We start from the raw sequence: 24,781 nt of genomic DNA on the forward strand, positions 1-24,781 counted from the left end.
GAAAACGCCCGGAGAGCCGAACTCTCCGGGCGCTGATTTTCAATATTCCGTGGAAGCTCAGGCGGCTTCCTCGATCTCGCCGGCCTTCTGGCCAGGACGCGGATCGCGCAGGACGTAACCACGCCCCCAGACGGTTTCGATATAGTGGTTGCCGCCGGTAGCCTGCTGCAGCTTTTTGCGCAGCTTACAGATGAAGACGTCGATGATCTTCAGCTCTGGCTCGTCGAGACCGCCATAAAGGTGGTTGAGGAACATTTCCTTGGTGAGCGTCGTCCCCTTGCGCAGGGAAAGAAGCTCGAACATGGCGTATTCCTTGCCGGTGAGGTGGACGCGTTCGCCTTCCACTTCGACCGTCTTGGCGTCGAGGTTCACCAGAATCTCGCCCGTGCGGATCACGCTTTCGGCATGGCCTTTGGAGCGGCGCACGATGGCGGTGATGCGAGCGATCAGCTCGTCCTTGTTGAACGGCTTGGTGAGGTAATCATCGGCGCCATAGCCGAGGGTTTTCACCTTCGCTTCGATGTCCGGATTGCCCGAGAGGATCATGACGGGCGTGTTCACGCGGCTCATGCGGAGCTGCTTGAGAACTTCAAAGCCCGTAATGTCAGGCAGCGACAGATCCAGGAGGATCATGTCAAACTCGTAGACCTTGCCGATATCAACGCCGTCTTCCCCCAGATCAGTGAGGTATACGTTGAAGCCAGCGGCTTTGAGCATCAGCTCGATCGAACGGGCCAGCGCCCGATCATCTTCAATTAGCAGGACGCGCATCGCTCGTCTCCCGAATCATCTTTAAGTTCAGTCGTAGCTGTTTTGGTTAACATTGTGAATCCTAACGTACCTTTATTAACAGGTATTAAAAAAGCGTTGGGACACAGACGAAATGATTCACTTTCTCTGAACGGATCAGTTGCCAAGCTCTGCGGAGGCCTGACCCATCATGACCTGGGCCACTGCAATCACATCCTGAACAGGCTGAGCCTGTGGATCGATTGACATCAGCGTCTTCTGACACCGGATGGCATCGCGAACCTTCGGATCGCGCATGACCGTTCCCGCCAGGCGGGGCCGGAAACCGAGGAAAGTCTGGCAGGCCCGCGCAATGGCCTCATAGGTACGTTGACCCGCAGCGCGCGTATCGGCCTGGTTGATGCAGATCAGCGGCTCAACCGAGGGCGCATAGCCGCGCAGAACCTTGATGAAGGCATAGGCGTCCGTCATCGAGGCCGGATCATCGGTAATGACGATCAGCGCCTTGTCGCCCGAGCGGGCCAGGCGCATGCAGTTGGCTTCAATGCCGGCGCCGAGATCGATCACCACATGATCATATTGCAGCGCCAGCGCCGAGAGACCGGCAGCCAGGCGGGCGACTTCTTCCGTCGGCAGCTCAGCAAGGGCACCGGAGCCCGAACGGCCCGGCAGCACGTCGAATCCGCCATGACCGGCGCCGCCATCGATCGGGGTAACCGCGTCTTCAAGCTCGACCCAGCCGGCCACCACAGCCGCCAGATCCGTCTCCGGCGCAATGCCCAGCTGAACGTCAACATTGGCGAGGCCAAGATCGCCATCCACCAGCAGAACACGGCGGCCAGCCTGCGCGAGGGACGAAGCCAGAGAGATGGAAACAAAGGTTTTCCCGACCCCGCCCTTTCCACTGGCAACGGTGATGACAGAAGCCGGCGTCACACGCGGAGGTGGACGGACGGGCGGGCGGTCTTGCGATCTGCGAAGGGCAAAGCTCATGGGATCATGCAGCTCCTCTGAGGGCAATCACGTCGCCGCGAGCATCTTCCATGAGAAGCGCAGCAAGACGTGAGGGGGCAGCCGGGACGAGCCCGCCACCAATGAACGGCGTGATTGCCAGATGCGAGAATGCGATGCCGGATGAGGTAAGGGCCGCGATGGCCCCGCCCCGGCGGCGTACAACATCAAGCTTGGTCAGGATAGCGCGGCGAACACCGGCGCGGTGGAAAGCGCGGGCCGCTTCGGCCAGATCGTCCGGGTGCCCCTCAGCGGAGAGCACCAGCACCGGCTCTGCGCGGATGGCAGCGACAAGATCGCCGAGGCTTGCAAGGTCATCCCCCTCAAACGGGTTGATGGCCGGCAGGTCGATCACGCAGCGGCGGCTCTCATTGCGCAGCGATCTCAGCTCGCTGAACAATGCATCGGGCGTTTCAGCCACGCGTATCTGCTCGCGCTCGCGCTCTAGATAGGCGGCGAGCTGTTCACCGCCGGCCGAGCCATCAAGATCAGCCGCAAGGGGGGTGATCTCGGTACGCGCCACCGAGGCACGGCGGGTCAGCTTCGCCGCCGTCGAGGTGCGGCCATGGCCGGGCGGGCCGACCAGCAGAATGTCGCGGTCAAGACGCGCGGGGATCGGATCGCAGGTTACCAAGCGTGACAGGCCTTCGGCCATTGCCTCTTCCGGGGTTGAGAACTCACCAGGGCGGCGGCCAGCGCCTTCATTGGCAACCCGCTCGGCAAAACGCTGCGGGGCGCCGTGCCACAGCAGCGCGTCACGCACGCGGGCAAAGATCGGATTGTCCACCCCGCGGCCATGCCCAAGGTTGCGGGCGTCACGCAGGAAAAGCGGCTCGTTCCCAGCCGCCGCTGCGCCCTTGCGGTCGGTCGCGGCGCGCACTTCGACGCCGCCATCCACTTCCCGTTCGGACAGGATCACCGCATCGGCGCCCATTTCCGCAAAGATCATCGCCTTGGCAGCTTCCATCGATTCTGCGGCGAACATCTTCATGCGCATGGGCGTCGTGTCCTCAGTTTTCGCTGCGGCGGGAGTGGGGGGAGTGATTCTCTGGGGCGCCGCTCAACTGAGTTTGATCAAGCCGCCCAAAGGTTAATTTTTTCCGAAATTGCGTTAGGGTTTACAGGAAATTCAGGAAAGCACGGCGTTTGTAACGTTTCACGGATCCGATTGGCCTTGTTGGCTGCGCGGCCTATCCTGACACTCTCAAGACGCAGGACCCACCATGCCGCTGACAGAAATCCTCGCGATTACAGGCCTTGCCTTCGGCGCCGCTCTCGGCCTGGGCGCCCTGCTGGCGCCCGAATGGGCCTCTGGCGTTGTCCGCCTCAAGGCGGACCCGGCAAAGGGGGGCGGCTATTCGGAATTCCGGGCCACTTATGGTGGCCTGCTGCTGATGGTCCATGCCGTTGCGCTGGGCATAGTGCTGATCACACCGCCTGCCGGCTCGGCATTGGCCGTGATGCCGCTGGCAGCCGGATGGTTTGGCGCCGCGTTTGGCCGGGTGGTTTCGCTGCTGTTTGACCGGTCGAAACTCGGAAACGCCCGCATCATCCCGATCTGGATGGCGACCGAGGTGGCGCTCGGCCTTGCTATTGGCGCGCCAGTCCTGCAATTCCTCAGCTGAAGCCAGATACAGAAAGACATTGCCATGACGGAGCGTCGCGAGACGGCCCGCCCGAACCGGAAACCCTCCGGCGCGAAACGGCCTGCCCCTCCCCGCAAACCTGCTGCCACCCCGGCCGATTGGTCGGAAGGCGAGCGCATCGCCAAATATCTGGCGCGGGCCGGCATCGCCTCCCGCCGCGAGGTTGAACGCCTGATCGAGGCGGGCGAAGTGACGGTGAATGGCCAGAAGCTGACATCCCCCGCCTTCAAGGTGACCGGCAAGGAGTTGATCAAGGTCGGCCGCAAGACCGTCCGGGCGCCTGATGCCAGCCGCCTCTGGCGCTATCACAAGCCCGCCGGCCTCATCACCACCACCAACGACCCGGCAGGCCGGCGTACCATTTTCGACGAATTGCCCAAATCCCTGCCCCGGACGGTCACCGTCGGACGGCTTGACCTGACAACCGAGGGCCTGCTGCTCCTCACCAATGACGGCGAACTCGCCCGCTTCCTGGAGCTGCCGAAATCGGCGCTGGAGCGAACCTACCGCGTCCGCGCCAAGGGCACGGTCACGCAGCTGAAGATCGACGAACTCGCCAGCGGCATCACGGTCGAGGGCGTGAAATACCAGCCGATCAAGGCGGTGTTCGACCGCGAAATGGGCGCCAACTCCTGGCTGACCGTGACGCTGACCGAGGGCAAGAACCGCGAAGTGCGCAAGGCGCTGGAATCGGTCGGCCTTACGGTGAACCGCCTGATCCGGGTGAGCTATGGCCCCTTCGTGCTGGCAGACCTGAAGCCCGGCCAGGTGGATGAGGTGCCCTCCGATCTTCTGGAAGCAGCCCTGGCAGAACTCGGCCACAAGGTCGATTCTGCGCCCTCAAAGCCCGCTCCTGCCCCGAAGTCACGCCTTGGCAGGCGGGGGCCTTCGACTAGAGTAAAGGGGAAGCGGACCTAGATCCGCATTCCACGCTCTGGAGGCTTTTCACATGTCCGATACAGCTGTGCTGGCGGTTCCGCCGGACACAAAGAAAGACCCTGCGCGCCGCATGAGCGAAGCAGCAGCGGCGACCTGCGACCAGATTGTAACCCCGGCCGTTTATGCCGATCAGGCGACCCTGGACGCGGCCTTCAAGCGGCTGCGCGCGGAAGACCCGCTCGCCTGGTGCGAGCCTGAGGGTTTCCGTCCCTTCTGGGCGGCCACCAAACATGCCGACATCATGGACATCTCACGCCAGAACCAGCTGTTCACCAACGGCCAGCGCGAGATGCTCTCCTATCACGAGGCCGAGAAGGGCGTTTACGCCAAGTTCGGCCAGCCCCACCTTCTGAAAACCCTCGTCCAGCTTGACGATCCGCTACACTACAAGCTGCGCCACCTGACCCAGGAATGGTTCATGCCGCAGAATGTGAAGAAGCGCGAAGACGCCATCAAATCCATTGCCAAACAGTATGTCGACCGGATGGAAGACCTTGGCGGGGAGTGCGACTTCCAGCGCGATGTGGCGCTCTACTATCCCCTGCGCGTGATCATGCAGATCCTCGGTGTTCCGGAATCGGACGAACCGATGATGCTGAAACTGACGCAGGAAATCTTCGGCGCGCAGGATGAAGACCTGATGCGCGACAAGTCGCTCGCCGAGGAACGCGACGTGGAAAAAGGCCTCGCCTCCATCCAGGCAACGCTGGCCGAATTCTTCATGTACTTCACAAACATCACCGCCGACCGGCGCGCAAACCCGAAGGATGACGTCTCCACCGTGATCGCCAACGGCCTGGTGGATGGCGAACCGATCGGTCAGCTGGAGGCGATGAGCTATTACATCATCGTGGCCGCCGCGGGCCATGACACGACCAGCGCCTCGACCGGGGGCGGCGTGCTCGGCATGCTTCAGAACCCGTCCGAGCTGAAAAAGATGATGGCCGATCCCAAAGCCATTTCGCGCACCGCCGTCGATGAGGCCATCCGCTGGACAACCCCGGTGAAGCATTTCATGCGCACCGCTCAGGATGATTACGATATCCGCGGCAAGAAGATCCTGAAGGGTGAGAGCGTGCTGCTCTGCTATCCCTCCGGCAACCGGGATGAGGAGGTCTTCGATGAGCCTTTCACCTTCCGCGCAGACCGCTCGCCCAACAAGCTGATCTCCTTCGGCTATGGCGGCCATATGTGCCTTGGGATGCACCTCGCTCGCCTCGAAATGCAGGCGATCTATGAGGAACTGTTCAGCCGCGTGAAGTCCATCGAGCTGGCCGGAGAACCAAGTTTCATCAAGGCAAACTTCGTCGGCGGCCCGAAATCCATCCCGGTACGGTACAAATTCTAATTATTCGCCTCCCCAGGGAGGCGACATCATAGTGAGCAGACCATATGACGCTTCTGAATGTCACCGACACCTATCAGGTCGAAAGCCCGCCGAAGGATCCGAAATTCGGCAAGGCCTATTCCCTGACCCCGCCCGTGGACCTGACGCAGCCGACGGTCTTCTCGGACAATGGCGGATACACCCATGAAGCTTTCGCCACGATGCGGGAAAAAGCCCCGGTCATGTGGCACCCGGAGGATTATGGCGCGGGTTTCTGGGCGGTAACCTCCTATGATCTCGTCAAAAAAGTGGAGCTGACCCCGGAGACATTCTCGTCCCAGAAAGGCGGCATCCTGATGAATTACGGCATGGAGGGCGTTCCGCGCCATCCGCTGCTGCATTCATCTTCGCTGAACTCTCTGATCAATCTTGACCGCCCCTACCATACGCCCCTGCGCATGGAGCATATGGCGTATTTCCGCGCCGACTTTGTTGCTGAACTGCGCAAGCGCGTAGACGTGGAGGTCAATCGCCTGCTCGACGCCATGGAAAAGCAGGGGGCCGTCGTCGATATGGTGGAGATGTTCTCTGCCGAACTACCGCTTTTCACGCTTTGCGAAATCCTGGGTGTGCCGCCAGCCGACCGGCCGAAGCTCGTCCACTGGATGCACTTCCTCGAAACCTCGCAATATCAGGCCCAGCAGGAGGGCCTCGGCAATGTGACGCCTGAGCAGATCATGACCTTCATGACCGAAATCCAGGCCATGTTCGAATATGGGCGCTACCTGCTGGAAGAGCGCCGCAAAAATCCGCAGCCGGACCTTCTTTCCGCCATCGCCAACGTGCAGATCGACGGCAAGCCGCTTTCGCCGGAATTCCTGGATGGCTCCTGGCTGCTGATCGTCTTTGCGGGCAATGACACAACGCGCAATTCCCTCTCCGGAACCATGCGCCTGCTGACGGAAAATCCACATCTGCGCGACCAGCTCAAAGAGAAGCCCGAGCGCTTCCCGAACTTCGTGCATGAAGCCATCCGCATGGTCACGCCGGTCACCTACATGCGCCGCACGGCAACGCAGGACACCGAGCTTGGCGACCAGAAAATCGCTGCCGGCGAAAAGATCGTGATGTACTACCCCGCCGCCAACCGCGACCCGGCGAAGTTTGCCAATCCCAATACGTTCGACATCGACCGCGCCAATGCCAAGGAACATCTTTCCTTCGGCCATGGGCCGCATGTCTGCCTCGGCCAGCGCGTGGCGAACATGCAGCTGGAATCGGCCTACCGGAACATTCTTGGCCGTTTCCCAAATGTGCGGTGGACCGGTGAGCAGACCATCGCGCCAAACAACTTCGTGCATGCGATTTCGTCGCTGATGGTGGATCTCGGCAAATGAGCGCCGTGCTCCGCGAAGACCGGGACGGCCTTGCCATCCTGACGCTCAACCGTCCGGACAAGCTCAACTCGCTCACGGTCGGGATGTTCGAGGAGCTGCGCAAACATGTGCTGGCGCTCTACAAGGACGAGTCCATAGGCTGCGTTGTTCTGCGCGGAGCCGGACGGTGCTTTTCTGCCGGGCATGACCTGGCCGATATTGCCGAAGGCGAGGCCGTGCCCTCGCGCGGCTGGCATTCGGAAACCCTGCGCCTGATGGAACGCCTGCCCAAGCCCGTGATCGCAGCGGTGCACGGCCATTGCTATACCGGGGCGCTGGAAGTGGCGCTGGCGGCCGATTTCATCATCGCCGCCGAAAGCGCAAAGTTCGGCGACACCCATGCCAAATGGGCGCTCACCCCGATCTGGGGCATGAGCCAGCGCCTGCCCCGGCGCGTTGGCATTGCCACGGCGAAGCGCCTGATGTTCACCGCCGAAATGTTCGGCGCCGCCGAAGCGCAGCGGATCGGCCTCGCAGAACTCGTTGTTCCGGATGCGGAATTTGACGCCGCCATCGACAGAATCGCCCGTCAGATCCTTGCCAATTCCCCGTTCAGCCACGCTGCCAACAAGCGCCTTCTGGAAGCAACTGACGCGCGGGATATGGACAGCGGTCTGCAATGGGAAATACTTAACAATGAGGGTGTAGGCCCGGACATGCAGGCTCGCATCGGCGCATTCATGGAGAAAGGCCGTAGCTGAGCCCCAAAAAGGGGACAAGACATGGCTGACTTTCTGATCCGTCGCAGCAATCTGCGTGACACAAGCTGGGCCGAAACGCCTGCGCCGCCGCTGGCGGACGGTCAGACGCGCCTCAAGGTCGATGCCTTCGCGCTCACCGCAAACAATGTCACCTATGCCACTTTCGGAGAGGCGATGGGTTATTGGAATTTCTTCCCCGCCGCCGATCCGGCCTTTGGCCGCGTGCCGGTCTGGGGCTTTGCGACAGTGACCGAGTCAAAAGCAGACGGCGTTTCGCCCGGTGACCGCGTCTATGGCTATCTGCCCGTGTCGGAGCAGTTTGATGTCTCGCCGGTGCGCGTCAGCAAGGCAAGCTTCATGGACGGCGCCGCCCACCGCCAGGGCCTCGCGCCGATCTACAACACCTACATCTTCAACGCCGCAGACCCCTCCTATGATCCGGCCTTCGAAGCCCAGCAGATGCTGTTCCGCCCGCTGTTTACCACCGGCTGGATGATTGATGACTGCCTGATGGAGACGGGTACGGATATTCCCGAAACCGTCGTCATCTCATCGGCTTCCTCGAAAACTGCCCTGGCTCTCGCCCACTGCCTGAAACAGCGGGGCGCTGTGGAAGCCATCGGCCTTACCTCGCCGGGCAACAAGGCGTTCGTCGAAGCTTCCGGCCTCTATGCCCGCACCACCACCTATGACGAGGTCGACACCCTCCATGCCCGCGGCCTGACTGCCTATGTGGATTTCCTCGGCCGCCCGGCACTGACGGCAGATGTCCATCACGCCCTGAAAGACCGGCTGGTGCGCAGCCTGGTGATTGGGGTGACGGACTGGGAAGGCAACCGCGCGCCGGTCGAGGCGCCCGGACCTCAGCCGGAATTCTTCTTTGTGCCAACATATGCAGCCGAGCGCGCCAAGGCGCTGGGCGCAGATGAACTCAATGCGCGGACGGGCAAGTCACTCGCCGGTTTCTATGCTGCCTCGTCGAAATACCTGACGCCGGAGCATCAGAAGGGCAGGCCCGCCATTGAGACTGCCTGGCGCCAGACGCTCGATGCCAAGGTCTCGCCGTCGACAGGTCTCATCCTCAGCTTCTGAGGTTTCAGCGCGGCTTCACCGTAAACTCGGTCCGGCGGTTGCGGGCATGCGCCTCAGCCGTCGAGCCGGAGTCGATGGGGCGGCTTTCGCCATAGCCCACCGCTTTCAGCGTCTCTTCGGGCAACCCCTTGCCGATGAGGTAGGCCCGCAGGGCATCGGCCCGCTCTTGAGAGACACGCAAATTATAGTCGTCGGCGCCGCGCGTATCGGTATGCGTGCCGATCTCAATTTCAAACGCGCGGCAGAGCATGGCAACACCGCCCAGCGCATCAACCAGCGGCAGGCTGACAGGGGAGATGTTGGCATTGCCCGTGCCGAACTGGATAATGCGGTCCCTGGACGTTGCATTGAACGCCGCCTGGCAGCTCTCCGCCGTGGTCAGCTGGCCAGCCAGCGCCGCCAGCGGCACGCCGAGCCCTTCCTCTCCGCCTTCGACAGAAATGCCGTCCACGATCAGCATGCCCGCTGCGCCGGCGCGCGGATGTCCCTCGATCGCGGCAACACTGGCGGCAAAGCCCTGCGCCTTGGCGTCTGCGTCCGGCGCCATGCCGGTCACCACCGCCACCTGATCGCGCATCACGACGCCCAACCAGCCGATACTGGCGGCCTGCAATCCGGTCTGGATTTCCTGCGCCCAGAGCGCCGGATTGTTGGCGGCAAGTTCCGGCGGCGTGGTGCTTACCAGAAGGCGGCCGTCCCGCATCTCGTACATTCCGTCCGCAATCGGCACACACTCGTCCCCGCCGGCAGAGGCCGTGGCGGCGGCTGTCCGATTGGCGGCAGGCGCCGTCTCACTGCAGGCGCCGAGCGCCAGAAATGCGGCTGAAACGAGCAGGCAGGAGCGGATCGCCATGACTTTCCTCACGAAGGGCAAAGCCGGCACCGGCCGGATTTACCATTACAATTGAATAAGCAGTGCAGCTCCCGCCGTCAAAGCGGGAGGCCGCGCCCGCGCTGCCCTGCAAGTTACTTGCCGGACTTGTAGACCTCGCCGCCCTTCATCACGAACTCGACGGCCTCAAGCACGCGGATATCCTTCAGCGGGTCTTTGCTCACGGCAATCAGGTCCGCATATTTGCCCGGCTCCAGCGTGCCGATATCCTTTTCCATTTCCAGATGCTGTGAGGCAACCACCGTCGCGGAGCGAATGGCTTCCTCTGGCGTAAAACCGGCCTCGACCATCAGGGCGAACTCCTTGGCATTGTCCCCATGGCGGGAGACGCCAGTATCGGTTCCAAACGCGATCGTCACGCCGCCCTCCCGCGCCCGGCGCAGCATGTCCAGCATCAGCGGACCGACCTGCGCAGCTTTCGCGCGTGAAGCAGCCGGCAGCCAGGGCTCATTCGTCCAGCCGGTCACCGTCGCGCCAGCAAGCACAGTTGGCACCAGTACCGCGCCGCTTTCCTTGAACAGCGCAATCGACTCGGCATCCAGATAAGTGCCGTGCTCGATGGAATCGATGCCCGCGCGCAGAGCAGCGTCCACGCCGCTCTTGCCATGCGCATGCGCGGTCACCTTACGGCCCATGGAGTGGGCGGCATCCACGATGGCTTCAAGTTCGGCAACCGAAAACTGCCGCTCGAGGCCCGCCGCCGTATTCGAAAGCACCCCGCCCGTCGCCGCAATCTTGATAAGGTCGGCCCCCTCCTTGATCAGCTGGCGCGTGGCGCGGCGGCAGTCATCGGCGCCGTTGCAGATGTTAGGACCGGTCAAGGCTGCCATGACTTCGGAAGAGTAACCATTGATGTCACCATGGCCCCCGGTAATGCCGACGCCGCTGCCCGACGCGCGCATACGCGGGCCTGGAACGGCGCCCCGTTTGATGGCGTCACGCAGGCCAAAAATGGCATCACTGGAACCGCCGACATCCTGCACCGTGGTAAAACCCGCCTTTAGTGTGACCAGCGCAAAGGCAGCACCATCGAAAGCTGTATCGACGTCGGAATCCTCAAAGGCCTTGATACGGCTGTCGGGGCTGCGTTCACGCGTGATGTGCACATGGCTGTCGATCAGCCCCGGCAACACATAGGCCTCCCGCAGGTTGATCACCGTATAGTTCTTCGGTGTCGAATATCCGGCGGTGATCGATACGATGCGGCCATCCTCCACCAGGATGGTCTGCCGTGTCAGATAGCCTTCGCCCGGCTTGGCGAGAACATGGCCTGCATGGATGACAGCATCCTCGGCGATGGCCGGGGCCGACAGGATGAGCGCTCCCAGCGCGGCAGCAATCAGTTTTTTCATGGGTAATCCCTCCCAGAGATATGGAAGACACGGTAGCGCGCCCCGCGCCGCTGGCAATCGCCCAGCGCGTCTCAGGCGAGCCGTTCCTTGGGATATCCGGGATAGCTCGCCTTCATCACGCCGTGGTTCAGCAGCATCTCGGCCACCTGCTTCTGCCCTGAGGCATCAAGGATGCGCGTGCGGATCCAGTAATTCTCAACCCGCCGCGATTCGGAAAGCGCCACGACCTCACGCCGCAACACATACTCTTCGTCAACAAAGAGAGGCCCCTCAATCATCCGGATCTCCAGATCGGCGAAGAGCCCGATGCTGGGATGCTTGACCGGAAAGCGTGCGGTGTTCGCCGAATAATTCGCCAGCACACTGACCATCTCAAGCGGCACAACCGGCCGCCCCCAGGGCGAAGCCGCAGCATCCGAATACATCGGATCATTCTCGGTGATCACCGCCAGCTTCTCAGCCAGCGAGAAGGGGTAAAGATCACCCATATTCTGGTTGGGCCCCATCCGCACACGTTCTTCGGCTGCGCCCGTCATGCCGACCTTCATGTCCGCCAGGATGACCAGATCATTTGCCGGGCGCAGCGTCTTCATCCGCGCCTCCAGCAGTGTCTCGGCATGATCCGGGCCCAGCGTGGCGCTCGCCTCCAGCACGGGCGTGCCGTCTTCCTTGAAGGCGCGCGCGGCTGTGCGCGTGGCGCCGGATGCGGACTGATCGATCTCGGCACGGACTTTCTCGCCGTCGAACACCATGTTGAGGAAATGGCAGGAGAAACAGCCCCGCTCGAACCAGGCTTTGCCCCAGACACCCGCCAGCAGCGGGACGAATTGCTGGAAATGCGTTGGCCCCTCAATCGGGCCCGCCTTGATGCCAAGGCGCGCGGCCTCTGCGTCATCATGCAGGGATTTATGGCCGCCATATTTCTGTTCGGTAAGCATATTGACGGGGCTGCGCAGGGGGCCTCTGAGAATTTCGGTCATAACATCTCCCTTTTTCGGCGATCCTGCCATGTTCGCGCTGCGGGGTCACGCCCTGTGGCGGCCCACGAGGCGCATGCTGAGGAAAGACAGCCCCACCAGCAGCGCCGACAGGACCAGCGCCAGCCGCGTCGTCCCGTCCCATCCGGCCTGCTCATACACGAAAGTCGCGCCCCAGCTGGCAAGCCCGCCGCCAATGAACATCAACACGATATAAGCCGTCATCAACCGGGTCCGCACGCCAGGCGGCTGGCTGAGGAAGGTCATCCGGCCGGTCACATCGATCAGCGGACCAACCACATTCATCAGTGTCAGCGGAATGATCAGCAGCCAGAGGCTGTGCCCGAACACGCCCAGCAGGCAGACACCGGCAAACTGCACCAGAGAAATCAGGAAGCGCGCCTTCCGGGCGCCGATCCGGTCTGCCCAGGCGCCCAGCGGCGCGGTGGTCATCAGGTTGAGCAGGGCCAGCGCCGCCAGATAGCCCACCGTGTCGGTGCCATAGCCCATCTCGGGGCTGGTGAGGTGCAGCCCCAGCGTCAGCCACACTGACAGGAAAATACCAAAGCCGAGCCCCTGGATAATTCCGGAGAGGACCACTTCCGGATGGCGCCGCACAATCGGGATCACCGAGAGGACAAGGCTGAAGTAATTCTCCGCCGGCCCTTCGGCGGCAGATTTCTCCCGCCCCTCCATGATCCGTGGAAGGAGCAGGGTGATCGCCAGCATCACGCCCGCCGCGATATAATAGACCGTCCGCCAGCCCATATGCTCGCCCACCCATCCGGCGCCCACACGGGCCAGCAGGATGCCGGCAATCACGCCGGTCGTCAGCGTCGCCGTCACCCGGCCCAGCCGCTGGGGCTCCACGCGTTTGGACGCGTAGGCCGGCAGCAGATAAGGCGTGATCGTCGAAAAGCCGAGGAAGATCGACCCGGCCACGAACAGCCAGAAGTTTCCGGCAAAGGCCATCAATATCAGCCCAAGGAACTGTCCGGCAGCAAAGACGGTCGCCAGCTGCCGGTTGCTGAAACGGTCGCCCAACGGCAGCAGCACGAAAATGCCGATCGCCAGCGCAATCTGGTTCAGCGCCGGCACCAGCCCGATCGCAGAAGGTGAGACGCCGAAATCCTTCGCCACCAGCGCGATGATCGGGTGGATGTAATAGGCATTTGCCGTCACCACGGCGCTTGCCAGCGCCAGCAGAAACAGGTCGCGGCGCGTCAGCAGCCGCCGGCCACCTTCAGGGCCCGGCGGACTGGAAGGCGCTGCGCTCACCCCGGCATGCCGGCGCGGCGGGCATACTCATAGGCGAACCGGGCCAGCGGAACGACGCGGGCGGCGTTCGATTCTGCATTGGCGCTGTTGGCAGTGCCGTCCCGCACGCGGCCGATGATCCCCTGAAGGATGCCGGCCAGGCGGAAGGCGTTGTAGGAGAAGTAATAGTCAAGTTCCGGCAGGCCCTTGCGGCCGGTATGCTCGCAATAGAGCCCGACATATTCTTCCATAGTCGGGATGCCCCAGGCCTTCAGGTCCGGGATCGCCATGATCGATCCGCGCGCCGAATCGCCCGGCGGCATCACCCAGTTCATCAGGTGATAGGAAAAGTCCGCAATCGGATCACCCAGCGTCGAAAGCTCCCAGTCGAGCACCGCGATCACCTTCGGTTCGGTGGGATGCAGGATCATATTGTCGAGCCGGTAGTCGCCATGGACAATCGTCGTCGTGTCGCCCGGCGGGATATTCCCCGGCAGCCATTCGATCAGCCTTTCCATTTCCGGAATGTGGATCGTCTCGGAAGCCTTATACTGCTTCGTCCAGCGGTGGATCTGGCGGGCCACATAGTCGCCCTCCTTACCGAAACCTTCCAGGCCCGCTTTCTTCCAGTCCACATTGTGCAGGTCGGCGAAGGTCTTCACCTTCGCTTCATAGATCGCGCGGCGCTCGGCCGGTTCGTACTCTGGCAGCGTGCCATCCCAGAGGATGCGTCCCTCGACACAGTCCATCACATAGAAAATCGTACCGGTAACGCTCTCATCGAGGCAGAGGCCATAGGGGCGAGCCACCGGATAGCCGAGCGGGTAAAGCGCGTTGATGATCGTGAACTCCCGGTCCACGGCATGCGCGCTCGGCAGCAGCTTGCCCGGCGGCTTGCGGCGCATCACATATTTCTTCTTGGGCGTGATCAGCTGATAGGTCGGGTTAGACTGGCCGCCCTTGAACTGGCGCACCACCAGCGGGCCTTCATAGCCCTCGACATTCGCCTCCATCCAGGCCGCGAGCTTGGTCTCGTCGAACCGATGAGACTCCGCCACTTCCTTGGTGCCGGAATAAAGGTCTTGTGCCGTATCGCCCTCAGCCATTTCTCGTCTCTCTCAATTCTGCCGGAATTCTGGTATTACCATACTGGCCCAGCCCCATACGCCAAGACCTGCCGCGACGTCTACGCGGCCTCTCAAACCCGGAGACACCGGCCGTGAAACGCCTCTTCGCCCTGATCCTGTTCGGTTTTTCCCTGATGCCGGGTCAGGCCCAGGCGGGGGAAATCGATCCTGGCCGCATGATCCGGCCGGAATTGCTCTCTGCCGCGCTCACTGCTTTCAAATCCGCCGGCCCAGAGGCCCAGGCGGCTGGCCGGGTCGTGGTGGTGGATTATTCCAAACACTCGGGCGAAGAGCGCCTCTTTGTGGCAAATCTCGAGACCGGCGACATTACCGCTTTCAGGGTCTCCCATGGCCTCGGCTCAGACCCCGACCATGACGGTTATCTCGACAGCTTTTCCAGCGTCCCCAATTCCCAGGCGAGCCCGCAGGGCACTTTCAAGATCGCAGAGGAATACCGCGGAAAGCATGGCCGCTCGATACGGCTCGACGGTCTGGAAGACACCAACAGAACCGCGCGGGACCGTGCCATCGTCATCCATGCCGCCGACTATGCTGAGCCTGAACACCTCTCCCGCTTCGGCAAACTTGGCCGCTCGAATGGCTGCATCGTCTTTTCCAAGGCAGACCTTGCCCGCTTCCTTGAGGAAGTTCCCAAGGGCACACTGCTGTTTGTGGGGAAATGACCGCTGCGGCCTATGCCTCTTGATTCCTGCCGTGCCGGAAGGCTAAACCGCCGCCCATGACCGATACACCTCCCGACCGTCTCTCCATCTATCCCAACAGCCCGTACTACAACTATGACGTGCTGGTGCGCGGCATTGGCGTGCGCTTTCGCGGCGAAGAGAAAACCACCGTTGAGGAGTATTGCATCTCCGAGGGCTGGATAAAGGTCTCCGCCGGCAAAGCCGTGGACCGCAAGGGCCGCCCGATGCAGCTGACCCTGAAGGGGCCAGTTGAGGTCTGGTTCAAGGACGACGCGCCGCAGGCTTAAGCCTTCTCCGGCCCAAGCATTTCCTCGCAATGCGCCGCGTGCTGCGCGCGGATCTGTTCCAGCGCGCGGTGGATCATCGCCCGCCCCTTGTCATACATCAGCTCCAGCGTGATGCCCCGCAGTGTCAGGATCAGAACGCGGGCATGCACCATGCCGGCTTCCACATCCTTCACTCCGGCCGCCAGCGCCGTCGCCCGGGTGTCCTGATCGATCTCTGCTTCCACCCGCATGCCGATGGGCCGCAGCGCGTCTCTCAGCGCAGCGTCCCAGCGCGACGCAAGCAATGCCTCGGTCACTGCTGCGCTCTCGGGAATATTCTGGGTTTCCCAGAAAAGATCGCACATTGCCCGGTAGCGGGCGGCCGGATCGGGGATCTGCCGCATCAGCCCCCGCGTGTGCGCCATCATCTGGTCCATTGCCGCTTCAACCGCGCCGGTGATCAGCGCGATCCGCGTGGGGAACTGGTGCAGCACCGATCCCCGGCTGACGCCCGCCCGCTCCATCACCGTTTCAATCGACGTGGCCGCATAGCCGCGTTCGCACAGGCATTCGATCGCCGCATTGATCAGCTGACGGCGCGTTTCCTCGCCGCGGCGCGTTCGCCGGGGGCGCGCGGCCAGCGTGTGCGGAGGATGATCGCTCCTGTTCTCCATACCCGACACAATAAAGCTCCCCGCTCCTGATCCTGGTGATCCTGGCTCAAAATAGTCAGAATTGACTACTTTTCCAACCATGATACTAATTCTCCAACTTGCCGCGTTGCCGGGCGCGGCGCCAGAGGCTTTTCGAAGCTTACCAAGAAAACAGCCGGCCAGGGAGGAACACATGACCGCAACTGCCGCTACGGAACCGTCTGCCAATACGGGCGCCGGGATGGAAATCTTCCGCTTTGCCACGGCCCCCACGCTCGACGAGACCGGCCATATGGAAGTGGCCGATCTCAATGAAGAGATGCAGGCCGGTATCGGCGGCGCGCTGGAAGCGGGCTTTGCCGAGGGCAATGTGGTGAAAACCCTTTTCTCCCGCCCCGGCTTCAGCCTCACCTATGCCTGGTTCAAGAGCGGCTTTCCGCTCCCTCTGCATACGCACAATGCGGACTGCCTCTACTATATTGTCGCCGGCACGCTGCAGCTCGGCACAGAAACCCTCGGCGCAGGCGATGGCTTCTTCATCGGCTCGAACAAGGCCTATCGCTACACCCCCGGCCCGGAAGGCGTCGAGGTGCTGGAGTTCCGCAGCGAAGAGAATTTCGACATCAAGTTCCTGGCCAAGACGCTGCCTGCCTGGGCGAAGATCACAGATGTGATCAAGGAGCGCCGCCCGGCCTGGGCTAACGAAACCCCGCCCAGCAGCGCGCGATAAGCGAGCCTGTCATGACCCGGAAAAGATTCGAGAATAAAGTCGCCGTCATCACCGGCGCCGCCTCCGGCATTGGCGCGGCCACCGCGCGTCTGCTTGCCCGCGAAGGCGCCCATGTCGTGCTGGCAGACCTCAATGATGGTGGGGGAAAATCCATCGCCGCAGATCTTGGCCCCAATGCCATGGCCGTGAAATGCGATGTGTCTATCGCCGCCGATGTCGAGACGCTGATCAAGGCGGCTGTGGAGCGCCATGGCCGCATCGATATCCTCTTCAATAATGCCGGCATCGGCAGCTTCGGCACCAGCGTGGAAATTCAGCCTGCGGAGTGGGAGCGCGTTATCGCAATTGATCTGCACAGCGTCTACTATGCCTGCCATTTCGCTATCCCGCACATGCCGCGTGGCAGCGCCATCGTGAACACCGCGTCGATCTCCGGTCTGGGCGGAGACTATCGCTTTGCCGCCTATAACGCCGCCAAGGGCGCCGTAGTAAACTACACCCGCGCCCTGGCAGTTGACCATGCCCGCGACGGCATCCGCGTCAACGCGCTCTGCCCGGGCCTCGTCGAAACACCGATCACGGCCGGCGTGCAGCAGCTGCCCGGCCTGCGCGAAGAGTGGCTGCAACGCATTCCGATGGAGCGGGCCGCGCAGCCTGAAGAAATGGCCAATGTCGTGGCCTTCCTCGCCTCGGATGACGCCTCCTATGTGACCGGCACAATCATGGTCGCCGATGGCGGACGCACGGCGCATACTGGCCAGCCCGAAGTTGCCCGCTTCGCCCTGCCACCAGAAAACTGAACGCCTTCCGGAAATCAGGATACACACCATGCGCGCCGCCGTTCTTCAGGGCAAATCCATCAGCATACGCCAGATGCCGGATCCCTCGCCCGCCTCTGGTCAACTCCTCGTCCGGCCGATCTTCACCGGCATCTGCGGCAGTGATCTCAGCGCGCGCAAGCAGATGGCGGCGATGGCCGCTACGCTGCCACCGGAAGCACAGTCCCAGATGCCCGCAATCATTCCGGGGCACGAGTTTTCTGCCGAGGTCGTCGGCATTGCGCCGGGCACCGACACGCAGATCAGAACCGGTGACATCATCACCGGCCTGCCCTTTACCCACACGCATGAAGGCCCCCAAACCATCGGCCTCTCGCCCGGCCATGGCGGCGGCTTGGCGGAGCTTTCCTGCATTGATGCCTGCCGCAGCTTCCGTATTCCCGAGGGCGTGCCGCATGATCTGGCCGCGTTGACTGAGCCGCTTTCGGTTGGTCTGCATGCGGCCAATCTCGCCAGCCGCAACCGCGCGCCGAATGTCGTCATCGGTTGCGGCCCGGTTGGCCTCGCCGTCATCCTCTCCCTCAGCCTGCAGGGGAGAGGGCCGATCCTGGCGGCAGACTTTTCGGCAGAACGCCGCCGCGCCGCCAGCGCGCTGGGCGCTGACATTGTAATCGATCCCGCAAGCGCATCTGCCTTTGATCATTGGAGCGATCTCAGCCTCACGCCCCATCCGATGTCGCCTCTGCTGGAGCGGGATTTCCGCGGCCTGCCACCGGGCGCCAACATCTTCGAATGCACCGGCGCGCCGGGCATGATCGATCAGGTGATCAAGGGCGCCCCGCCGCACAGCCATATCATCGTGGCCGGCGTCTGCCCGCACGAGGAAAAGCTCACCCCGCTCGACGGTATCCTCCGGGAACTGACGCTCGAATTCAGCTTCGCCTACCGCCCGGAAGAGTTTGCCGCGGCGCTTGCCATGATCCAGGCCCATCCGGACAAGGCCGCCCGCCTGATCACCAGCCGCCAGCCGCTCGCCAACACCGAAGCCGCCTTCGACAGCCTCGCGAAAAGCCCGAGCGAGATCAAGATCCTGATCGACCCCAATTCCTGAGTTAAAATCTGTTCCAGACAGGGTATTTGTTCGTCACCCTCGACCGGCATAGCCGGTCTGAGGGCCCATCTCTGGGCATTGTCACAATTGAAACGTTGGCGTCTGCGTCACCCTCGGGAGATGGGCCCTCAGATGCGCTGACGCGCATCGAGGGTGACGAGAACTGGACACGATCTTTGAGCAGGCTCGCAGCTAGAGCGCGCGCCAACCGATATCCCGGCGGCAGAAGCCTTCCGGCCAGGTAATCGCGTCCACGCCGGCATAAGCCCGGTCGACGGCTTCCCGCAGGGTCGCGCCGCTGGCGGTGACGTTCAGCACACGGCCACCCTTGGCGACCAGCTTGCCGCCTTCGGCAACATCCGTACCCGCATGAAATACCGTCACGCCCTCCAGCGCCCCGGCCTCTTTCACGCCTTCGATCACGGAGCCTTTTTCATAGCTGCCAGGATAGCCTTTGGCGGCCAGCACAACGGTGGCGGTTGGCTGGAAATCTTCCAGTTCAAGCAGCGCCTCGAACGCTTCTTCGCTGCCCTTGAGGCCGCCGGTCGCCGCCACGAGGATGGCCGGCACAATATCGCCCGTGAGGCCCTTCATCAGCACCTGGCATTCGGGATCGCCAAACCGCGCATTGAACTCAACCACTTTCGGGCCTTCGGCCGTCACCATGATGCCGATATAAAGCACGCCCTGATAGGGCATTCCGTCTTTGGCCATGCCCTTCAGCATCGGCCCGGCAATCTCGCGCCTGACGCGGGACATGATCTCTTCACTGACGACCGGAGCGGGTGCATAGGCGCCCATGCCGCCGGTGTTCGGGCCGGTATCGCCGTCGCCCACGCGCTTGTGGTCCTGCGCGGCAGGCAGGAAGATCGCGCCTTCGCCATCGGTGATGACGAACACGCTGGCCTCTTCGCCATGCATGAATTCTTCGATCACCAGCGTTGCCGAAGCAGCGCCGAACTTGCCCGACAGCATCTCGTCGATTTCCGCGTCCGCCTCTTCAAGGCTGTCTGCGATGACGACGCCTTTGCCAGCGGCAAGACCATCTGCCTTGAGCACATAGGGCGCGCTCATCTTGCGCAGGAATGCCTTTGCAGGTGCCGCTTCGGTAAATTCGCCATAGGCCGCTGTCGGCACGCCATATTTGGTCATCCGGGCTTTGGAAAACGCCTTGGAGGCTTCCAGCTGCGCCGCCTCTCTGGAGGGGCCGAACACATCAAAACCGCGCGCCCGCAGGATGTCGGAGAGGCCAAGGGCGAGGGGCGCTTCCGGGCCGATCACCACCAGGTCCGGCTCGATCTGCAGGGCTAGCTTCACCAGCCCGTCCACATCATCCACCGCCACATCGAAGCACGGGCCCACCGCGTCCATGCCAGGGTTGCCGGGGGCGCAATGCACCACGTCCACAAGGGGAGACTGGGCCATCTTCCAGGCCAGGGCGTGTTCGCGGCCGCCCGATCCGATCAGCAGAATGTTCATGGGGCGGCTTGTTGCTCAGGAGGCCGGCCAAGATCAAGGCGAATTGTACGCCAGGGCGGCTGAAGCGTCCGGTTCAGGCCAGTCCGGGGCGGATCAGGATCATCTGGTCCTGAAATCTGGCCCCTGGATCGCCGCACCAGCGCCCCCTCACCACAGGCCTGTCGAGCTTGAGCCCGGCCGCATCAATCCAGCGCAGGAATGTGTCTTCATCGAACGCGATCATGGCCTCCGGCACCTTGGGCGACCCCACAAAGGCATTAGGGCCGAAGGGGAAGAAGGGCACAAAGGCCTTGTCCATTTTCGCCTGGCGCGGCGCTGACATCAGGAATGCCGTGATCAGCGCTCGCCCGCCCGGTTTGAGGCTGCGGCCGATTTCCTTGAGATAATGTTCGGCATCTGCCGGCAGCAGGTGGGTAAAGACCGATGTGGCAAAGGCCACATCCACATCTGCGTCCCTGACAGGAAACTGGTAAGCCGAAGCGGGGCTGGCGGTGTTCTGGCGGTATTCCGTGTTGAAAATGTCGGCGCGAACAATCCGGAAAGGGGCCGCTGCCGGGGGCATATGCCGGATCATCCAGGCCAGCCCCGGGGCGGAAACATCAAAGCCCGTATAGCCCCCCTGCGCAGAAAGGTAGTCTGTGAGCGCAAAGGCCACCCGGCCCGTGCCGCACCCGATATCCAGCACATGGTCGTCCGGCTTCAGACCGGCCTCGGCGATGAGCTGATCGCGGATCGTCCTGCCAACCTGGTAAAACTCGCCGCCGCCCACATCATGCATGGTCGCCCAAGGGAAAGGCCGGGCTCCCTTCTTCATGCGGGCGGGCAGGCTGAGGATATCCCGCCACATCCGCAACAAGCGCTGGCGAATCGGGTGGGGTATCAGCCGGGAGACCGGACGAAGCCGCTGCCGGAGAGTAACGTTGGTCATGGCGGAGCCTGGAGACGACGGTAACGAGGGGCGCCGAACGTCGTGGCGTGCGGCAACCGCAAGGTCAAGTATCCCCGGCTTGCCCCGAAAGGGCGGCCAGTCCACAAGAGGCCCATGCCCGACTCGCCGACCACAAATCAACCTGAACTGACCGTCTCGGAACTGGCCGCAAGCCTGAAGCGGACGATCGAGACCAATTACGACCAGGTGACCGTACGCGGCGAGCTTGGCCGGGTGACCATCGCCAAATCCGGCCACATGTATGCCGACCTGAAAGACGACAAGGCGGTGCTCAACACCATCATGTGGCGCGGGCAGGTGGACCGGCTGACCTTCCGGCCCGAGGAAGGGCTGGAGGTCGTCGCGACGGGGCGCCTGTCCACTTATGAAGGCCGCTCGGCATATCAGATGATCGCCAGCACGATGCGGCCCGCCGGGGCGGGCGCACTGATGCAGCTGCTGGAGGAGCGCAAGAAGAAGCTCGCCGCAGAGGGGCTGTTCGACGCGAAACACAAGAAGCCGATCCCCTACATGCCCCGCACCATCGGGGTGATCACCTCGCCGACGGGGGCGGTGATCCGGGATATCCTCCACCGTATCCGCGACCGGTTTCCGGTGCGCGTCATTGTCTGGCCAGCCCTTGTGCAGGGGGATCAGGCGGCGGCTCAGGTGACCGCGGGCATCCGGGGGTTCAACGCCATGACCGGCGCTGACCGGCCCGATGTGCTGATCGTGGCGCGGGGCGGCGGGTCGATTGAAGACCTCTGGCCGTTCAATGAAGAGGTGGTTGTCCGGGCCGCTTTCGAGAGTGAAATCCCTTTGATTTCAGCGGTGGGGCACGAGACCGATACGACCCTCATCGACTACGTTTCCGACCGGCGGGCGCCGACGCCGACCGGGGCGGCCGAGATGGCCGTGCCGGTGCGCACCGAGCTGATCCTGAGCATTGACGATTCCGGCCAGCGCCTGAAACGCGCCCTCACCCGCGCGCTTACCCGGGCCCGCGACAAGCTCAGCGCCGCCCGCCTGCCCCGGCCGGAAAGTCTTTTGCAATCAAAGCGTCAGCGGCTCGACTTTGCCGCCGCCAGCCTGCCCAAAGCGGCCCTGGCGCTGACCCAGAAGGCGCGCCTCAAGCTCTCGCGCCTGCAGCTTTCCCCTTCGACCCTGCGGGCGGAAATCCGGGGGCAGCGCCAGCGCCTGCGGGATACAGCCGTGCGCGCACGGCCGGCCCTGATGCGGCTGATCGAGCAGAGGAAGGCCGCGCTGAGCGCCGAAGGCAAGCTGCTCGAAACGCTGTCCTATCAGGCGACACTGAAGCGCGGATACGTGATTATCCGGGACACTTCCGGACAATTGGTGCGCACGTCCGGACAGGCGCGGACACTTCCGGCCCTGCGTGTGACATTTGCGGACGGCGATGTGACCGCTGCGCCCCTCGAGGGTGACGCGCCGCCCCCTGCCGCCAAGCCCAAGCCCGCCCCCCGCAAGAAGGGGGAGCAGGGCAACCTGTTCTGAGCCGATGCACCCTTCACCCCGCTTCCGTGAGACGGACCCGGTCCTCCTGCTGGCCCGGATCGCCGCTCATCCTCTGGGCATCGTGATGGTGAATGGCGAGGCGGCGCCGCTGGCCGTGCATACCCCGGTGATCGCGCGGCAGGACGGGGACGGGATTGTCCTGCGCTTCCACCTTTCGGCCGCCAATCCGGTAACCGCGCGGCTGCTGGCAGGGGCGGCGGCCACGCTCGTGTTCACAGGCCCCGAGGCCTACATTTCACCGGACTGGTATGGCGAGGTGCCCGATCAGGTGCCGACCTGGAACTACCTGTCTGTGGAAGCGGAGGGCGCGGTGACCGAGACGGGCCGGGAGGGCGCGGCCTCCTTTCTGGATGATCTCTCCGCCGTGTTCGAGGCGGGCCTCCTGCCCAAGCCGCCCTGGACGCGGGCGAAGATGACGCCGGCCGCTTTCGAGGCGCTGCTGAACGGCATCCGCGCCTTCGAGATGCGGCCGCGCCGGCTGGAAGGGATCACCAAGCTCGGCCAGAACAAGGCGCCCGAGATGCGCGCCGGCGTGATCGAAGCGCTGGACGCCCAACCCGGCGGCGCGGCCATCGCGGCAGCGATGCGGGCGCTGGACTGACAGCGCGCGATGGGCCCGCGCGGGGCCCATCGCCAACGCGGGTTATGCTGCGGCGCTGATCGCCACGAGTTCAATATCGAAGGTCAGATCCTTGCCGGCGAGCGGGTGGTTGGCGTCGAGCGTGATGGCGGTGTCGTCAGCGGCGACGATCACCACGGGGATCACCTGGCCATTCTGCGTCTGCATCTGCAGGCGTGTGCCGACTTCGGAGGGAACGTCCTGCGGAAATTCGGCGCGCGGCACATCCTGGCGCATCGACGGATTGACGGGACCATAGGCGTCCTCGCACGGAACGTTCACCGTTTTCCTGTCGCCCACCGCCATGCCGGGGATAGCCGAGTCGAGCCCCGGAATGATCTGTCCACTGCCGACCTGGAAAGACAGCGGCTCGCGCCCCTGAGAGCTGTCGAAGGTGGTACCGTCGCTCAGCGTGCCGGTATAGTGGATGTGTACGGTGTCGCCGTTTTTGACAGTCATGAATTGTCCAATCGTTCTGGAGGAATGTTTGCAAAGGCTGCGGCTGCGCGCGAAATGCCTTCATGAAGTTCAGATGAACAAGTTAAGCCCTTGAGCCGGGATGTAAACCCGTAGCAGGGCACCTGCGTTCCTTCGTTTCGCCGGGCGCGCAGCTGTTGTACTCAGGAGAGGACATCTACATTATCCGGAGACGAACCATGTTACGTTCTGTTATTGTTGCTGCAGTGCTCGCCAGTTCCGCCCTGCCGGCCTTCGCGGACTTCGACCCGGATCGCCTGGCAACCTGTATGAAAAGTAATACGACGCCGGAACTCAAGACGAATGTGAAACAGGTCATGATCCATGCCCTGCAGGAGCAGAAGCCGGAGGCGAATGCCGCGCTCCTGAATTTCAGCTTCAGCGCCCTGGCGATTGCGACCTCGCGCTGCGGCATGAGCTTTGCCGATGTGCAGAACCCGAAATTTGAAACCGCCGTGGAAACCTATGCCCAGCTTCTGGGCGAAGAGATCCTCAACGACGCGCTGGCGATGATGGACATGCCGGCCTTCTGAGCGCGGGCCGGAAGGTTCATTCGTCCCAAGCCTGATGATGCTGGCGCATGTGGGCCACGCCGTCGCGCACGATTTCCGCCAGCACGGTCATGTCTATGTCAGAGAGCTTGTTGATGTAGAGACAGCTCTTGCCGGTCTTGTGCTTGCCCAGGCGGGCAAGCTGGGGGCCGTAATCGCGGTGGCCCGGCATGATGTAGAAGACGAGGTTTGCCTTGCGCGGGCTGAAACCGGTCAGCATCGCTTCGCCCGAATGGCCGCTGTCATAGGTGTAGGCATAGCGGCCATAGCCGATAATCGACGGGCCCCACATTTTCGGCTTCAGGCCCGTTGTCTTCGTCATCCAGGCGAGCGCGGCGGCCGCGTCCGCCTTGCGCGGGCCGTCTTCCATCGCGGCCACAAAGTCTGCCGGGCTCAGAACCGTCTGCTGTGTCTTTGCCTCATATTTCGCCATGCCTGCAT

General features: G+C 62.9%; 27 protein-coding genes. 14 read left to right on the forward strand and 13 right to left on the reverse strand.

Annotation, left to right across the window (positions count from 1 at the left end):
* Positions 1-57: 57 nt before the first annotated feature.
* The 3 genes from ctrA to C0456_RS06630 all read right to left on the reverse strand — a co-directional run bounded on the left by ctrA (position 58) and on the right by C0456_RS06630 (position 2,758).
* The gene (gene ctrA / locus C0456_RS06620; RefSeq protein ID WP_035599634.1) at positions 58-771 is read right to left on the reverse strand and encodes a response regulator transcription factor CtrA; all 714 of its coding nucleotides are present in this window, start codon (positions 769-771) and stop codon (positions 58-60) included.
* A gap of 135 nt (positions 772-906) precedes the next feature.
* On the reverse strand, positions 907-1,743 hold the full coding sequence (locus C0456_RS06625; RefSeq protein ID WP_035599637.1) for an AAA family ATPase: 837 nt from the start codon (positions 1,741-1,743) through the stop codon (positions 907-909).
* A gap of 4 nt (positions 1,744-1,747) precedes the next feature.
* Entirely contained in the window at positions 1,748-2,758 is a 1,011-nt protein-coding gene (locus tag C0456_RS06630) for a flagellar biosynthesis protein FlhF-like protein (RefSeq protein ID WP_291049844.1), read from the reverse strand.
* 226 nt (positions 2,759-2,984) lie between these two features.
* Here C0456_RS06630 and C0456_RS06635 point away from each other — a divergent pair, with 226 nt between their 5' ends.
* From C0456_RS06635 to C0456_RS06660, 6 genes are read left to right on the forward strand one after another with little or no spacing between them, the layout of a single operon-like run.
* Positions 2,985-3,386: a hypothetical protein gene (locus C0456_RS06635; RefSeq protein ID WP_291049846.1), complete on the forward strand. Its 402-nt coding sequence runs from the start codon at positions 2,985-2,987 to the stop codon at positions 3,384-3,386.
* 24 nt (positions 3,387-3,410) lie between these two features.
* Positions 3,411-4,325 (forward strand): pseudouridine synthase, encoded by a 915-nt coding sequence (locus tag C0456_RS06640; protein ID WP_291049848.1) that lies wholly within the window; start codon positions 3,411-3,413, stop codon positions 4,323-4,325.
* A gap of 31 nt (positions 4,326-4,356) precedes the next feature.
* Positions 4,357-5,694: a cytochrome P450 gene (locus tag C0456_RS06645; RefSeq protein WP_291049850.1), complete on the forward strand. Its 1,338-nt coding sequence runs from the start codon at positions 4,357-4,359 to the stop codon at positions 5,692-5,694.
* A gap of 44 nt (positions 5,695-5,738) precedes the next feature.
* Positions 5,739-7,070: a cytochrome P450 gene (locus C0456_RS06650; RefSeq protein WP_291049852.1), complete on the forward strand. Its 1,332-nt coding sequence runs from the start codon at positions 5,739-5,741 to the stop codon at positions 7,068-7,070.
* Positions 7,067-7,810 (forward strand): enoyl-CoA hydratase/isomerase family protein, encoded by a 744-nt coding sequence (locus tag C0456_RS06655; RefSeq protein WP_291049854.1) that lies wholly within the window; start codon positions 7,067-7,069, stop codon positions 7,808-7,810. The genes C0456_RS06650 and C0456_RS06655 overlap by 4 nt, the downstream gene beginning before the upstream one ends.
* A 21-nt stretch (positions 7,811-7,831) precedes the next feature.
* A complete protein-coding gene (locus C0456_RS06660) occupies positions 7,832-8,902 on the forward strand; it encodes a DUF2855 family protein (protein WP_291049856.1) in 1,071 nt (356 codons plus the stop codon).
* A 4-nt stretch (positions 8,903-8,906) separates the two neighbouring features.
* On the opposite strand, the gene C0456_RS06665 is transcribed toward C0456_RS06660, so the two are convergent.
* From C0456_RS06665 to C0456_RS06685, 5 genes are all read right to left on the reverse strand, one after another.
* Positions 8,907-9,755 carry an OmpA family protein gene (locus C0456_RS06665; RefSeq protein WP_291049858.1) on the reverse strand — a complete coding sequence of 283 codons (849 nt, stop codon included), beginning with the start codon at positions 9,753-9,755 and terminating at the stop codon, positions 8,907-8,909.
* 113 nt (positions 9,756-9,868) lie between these two features.
* Positions 9,869-11,146 (reverse strand): amidohydrolase family protein, encoded by a 1,278-nt coding sequence (locus C0456_RS06670; protein ID WP_291049860.1) that lies wholly within the window; start codon positions 11,144-11,146, stop codon positions 9,869-9,871.
* Positions 11,147-11,217: 71 nt separating this feature from the next.
* A complete protein-coding gene (locus C0456_RS06675) occupies positions 11,218-12,126 on the reverse strand; it encodes a hypothetical protein (protein ID WP_291049862.1) in 909 nt (302 codons plus the stop codon).
* A gap of 45 nt (positions 12,127-12,171) precedes the next feature.
* Complete coding sequence (locus tag C0456_RS06680) at positions 12,172-13,401, reverse strand: MFS transporter (protein WP_291049864.1); 1,230 nt, start codon at positions 13,399-13,401, stop codon at positions 12,172-12,174.
* Positions 13,398-14,486, reverse strand: coding sequence for a phosphotransferase family protein (locus C0456_RS06685; protein ID WP_291049866.1), 1,089 nt, complete (start codon positions 14,484-14,486; stop codon positions 13,398-13,400). The genes C0456_RS06680 and C0456_RS06685 overlap by 4 nt, the downstream gene beginning before the upstream one ends.
* Positions 14,487-14,599: 113 nt before the next feature.
* Here C0456_RS06685 and C0456_RS06690 point away from each other — a divergent pair, with 113 nt between their 5' ends.
* Entirely contained in the window at positions 14,600-15,190 is a 591-nt protein-coding gene (locus C0456_RS06690; protein WP_291049868.1) for a murein L,D-transpeptidase catalytic domain-containing protein, read from the forward strand.
* Between the two features lie 56 nt (positions 15,191-15,246).
* On the forward strand, positions 15,247-15,498 hold the full coding sequence (locus C0456_RS06695) for a DUF3297 family protein (protein WP_291049869.1): 252 nt from the start codon (positions 15,247-15,249) through the stop codon (positions 15,496-15,498).
* On the opposite strand, the gene C0456_RS06700 is transcribed toward C0456_RS06695, so the two are convergent.
* Entirely contained in the window at positions 15,495-16,151 is a 657-nt protein-coding gene (locus C0456_RS06700; protein ID WP_291049925.1) for a TetR/AcrR family transcriptional regulator, read from the reverse strand. The two genes, C0456_RS06695 and C0456_RS06700, sit on opposite strands and share 4 nt — an antisense overlap.
* 172 nt (positions 16,152-16,323) lie before the next feature.
* Here C0456_RS06700 and C0456_RS06705 point away from each other — a divergent pair, with 172 nt between their 5' ends.
* The 3 genes from C0456_RS06705 to C0456_RS06715 are packed head-to-tail and all read left to right on the forward strand — an operon-like array spanning position 16,324 to position 18,750.
* The gene (locus C0456_RS06705) at positions 16,324-16,860 is read left to right on the forward strand and encodes a cupin domain-containing protein (RefSeq protein ID WP_291049871.1); all 537 of its coding nucleotides are present in this window, start codon (positions 16,324-16,326) and stop codon (positions 16,858-16,860) included.
* Between the two features lie 11 nt (positions 16,861-16,871).
* On the forward strand, positions 16,872-17,660 hold the full coding sequence (locus C0456_RS06710) for an SDR family NAD(P)-dependent oxidoreductase (protein WP_291049873.1): 789 nt from the start codon (positions 16,872-16,874) through the stop codon (positions 17,658-17,660).
* Positions 17,661-17,688: 28 nt separating this feature from the next.
* Positions 17,689-18,750: a zinc-binding dehydrogenase gene (locus tag C0456_RS06715; RefSeq protein WP_291049875.1), complete on the forward strand. Its 1,062-nt coding sequence runs from the start codon at positions 17,689-17,691 to the stop codon at positions 18,748-18,750.
* Between the two features lie 192 nt (positions 18,751-18,942).
* Here C0456_RS06715 and purD read toward each other — a convergent pair whose 3' ends face one another.
* Positions 18,943-20,229, reverse strand: coding sequence for a phosphoribosylamine--glycine ligase (purD, locus tag C0456_RS06720; RefSeq protein WP_291049877.1), 1,287 nt, complete (start codon positions 20,227-20,229; stop codon positions 18,943-18,945).
* 73 nt (positions 20,230-20,302) lie between these two features.
* Positions 20,303-21,157 carry a class I SAM-dependent methyltransferase gene (locus C0456_RS06725; RefSeq protein ID WP_291049879.1) on the reverse strand — a complete coding sequence of 285 codons (855 nt, stop codon included), beginning with the start codon at positions 21,155-21,157 and terminating at the stop codon, positions 20,303-20,305.
* Positions 21,158-21,271: 114 nt separating this feature from the next.
* Here C0456_RS06725 and xseA point away from each other — a divergent pair, with 114 nt between their 5' ends.
* Both xseA and C0456_RS06735 read left to right on the forward strand, forming a co-directional pair.
* Positions 21,272-22,672: an exodeoxyribonuclease VII large subunit gene (xseA, locus tag C0456_RS06730; protein ID WP_291049881.1), complete on the forward strand. Its 1,401-nt coding sequence runs from the start codon at positions 21,272-21,274 to the stop codon at positions 22,670-22,672.
* A gap of 4 nt (positions 22,673-22,676) precedes the next feature.
* Complete coding sequence (locus tag C0456_RS06735) at positions 22,677-23,294, forward strand: FMN-binding negative transcriptional regulator (RefSeq protein ID WP_291049883.1); 618 nt, start codon at positions 22,677-22,679, stop codon at positions 23,292-23,294.
* Positions 23,295-23,336: 42 nt separating this feature from the next.
* On the opposite strand, the gene C0456_RS06740 is transcribed toward C0456_RS06735, so the two are convergent.
* The gene (locus C0456_RS06740) at positions 23,337-23,771 is read right to left on the reverse strand and encodes a peptidylprolyl isomerase (RefSeq protein WP_291049885.1); all 435 of its coding nucleotides are present in this window, start codon (positions 23,769-23,771) and stop codon (positions 23,337-23,339) included.
* A 197-nt stretch (positions 23,772-23,968) separates the two neighbouring features.
* Here C0456_RS06740 and C0456_RS06745 point away from each other — a divergent pair, with 197 nt between their 5' ends.
* The gene (locus C0456_RS06745) at positions 23,969-24,322 is read left to right on the forward strand and encodes a hypothetical protein (protein ID WP_291049887.1); all 354 of its coding nucleotides are present in this window, start codon (positions 23,969-23,971) and stop codon (positions 24,320-24,322) included.
* Positions 24,323-24,338: 16 nt separating this feature from the next.
* Here C0456_RS06745 and C0456_RS06750 read toward each other — a convergent pair whose 3' ends face one another.
* The gene (locus C0456_RS06750) at positions 24,339-24,773 is read right to left on the reverse strand and encodes a DUF1801 domain-containing protein (protein WP_291049898.1); all 435 of its coding nucleotides are present in this window, start codon (positions 24,771-24,773) and stop codon (positions 24,339-24,341) included.
* Positions 24,774-24,781 lie beyond the last annotated feature (8 nt).

The organism is Hyphomonas sp., assembly GCF_013823385.1.
Taxonomy (GTDB): domain Bacteria; phylum Pseudomonadota; class Alphaproteobacteria; order Caulobacterales; family Hyphomonadaceae; genus Hyphomonas.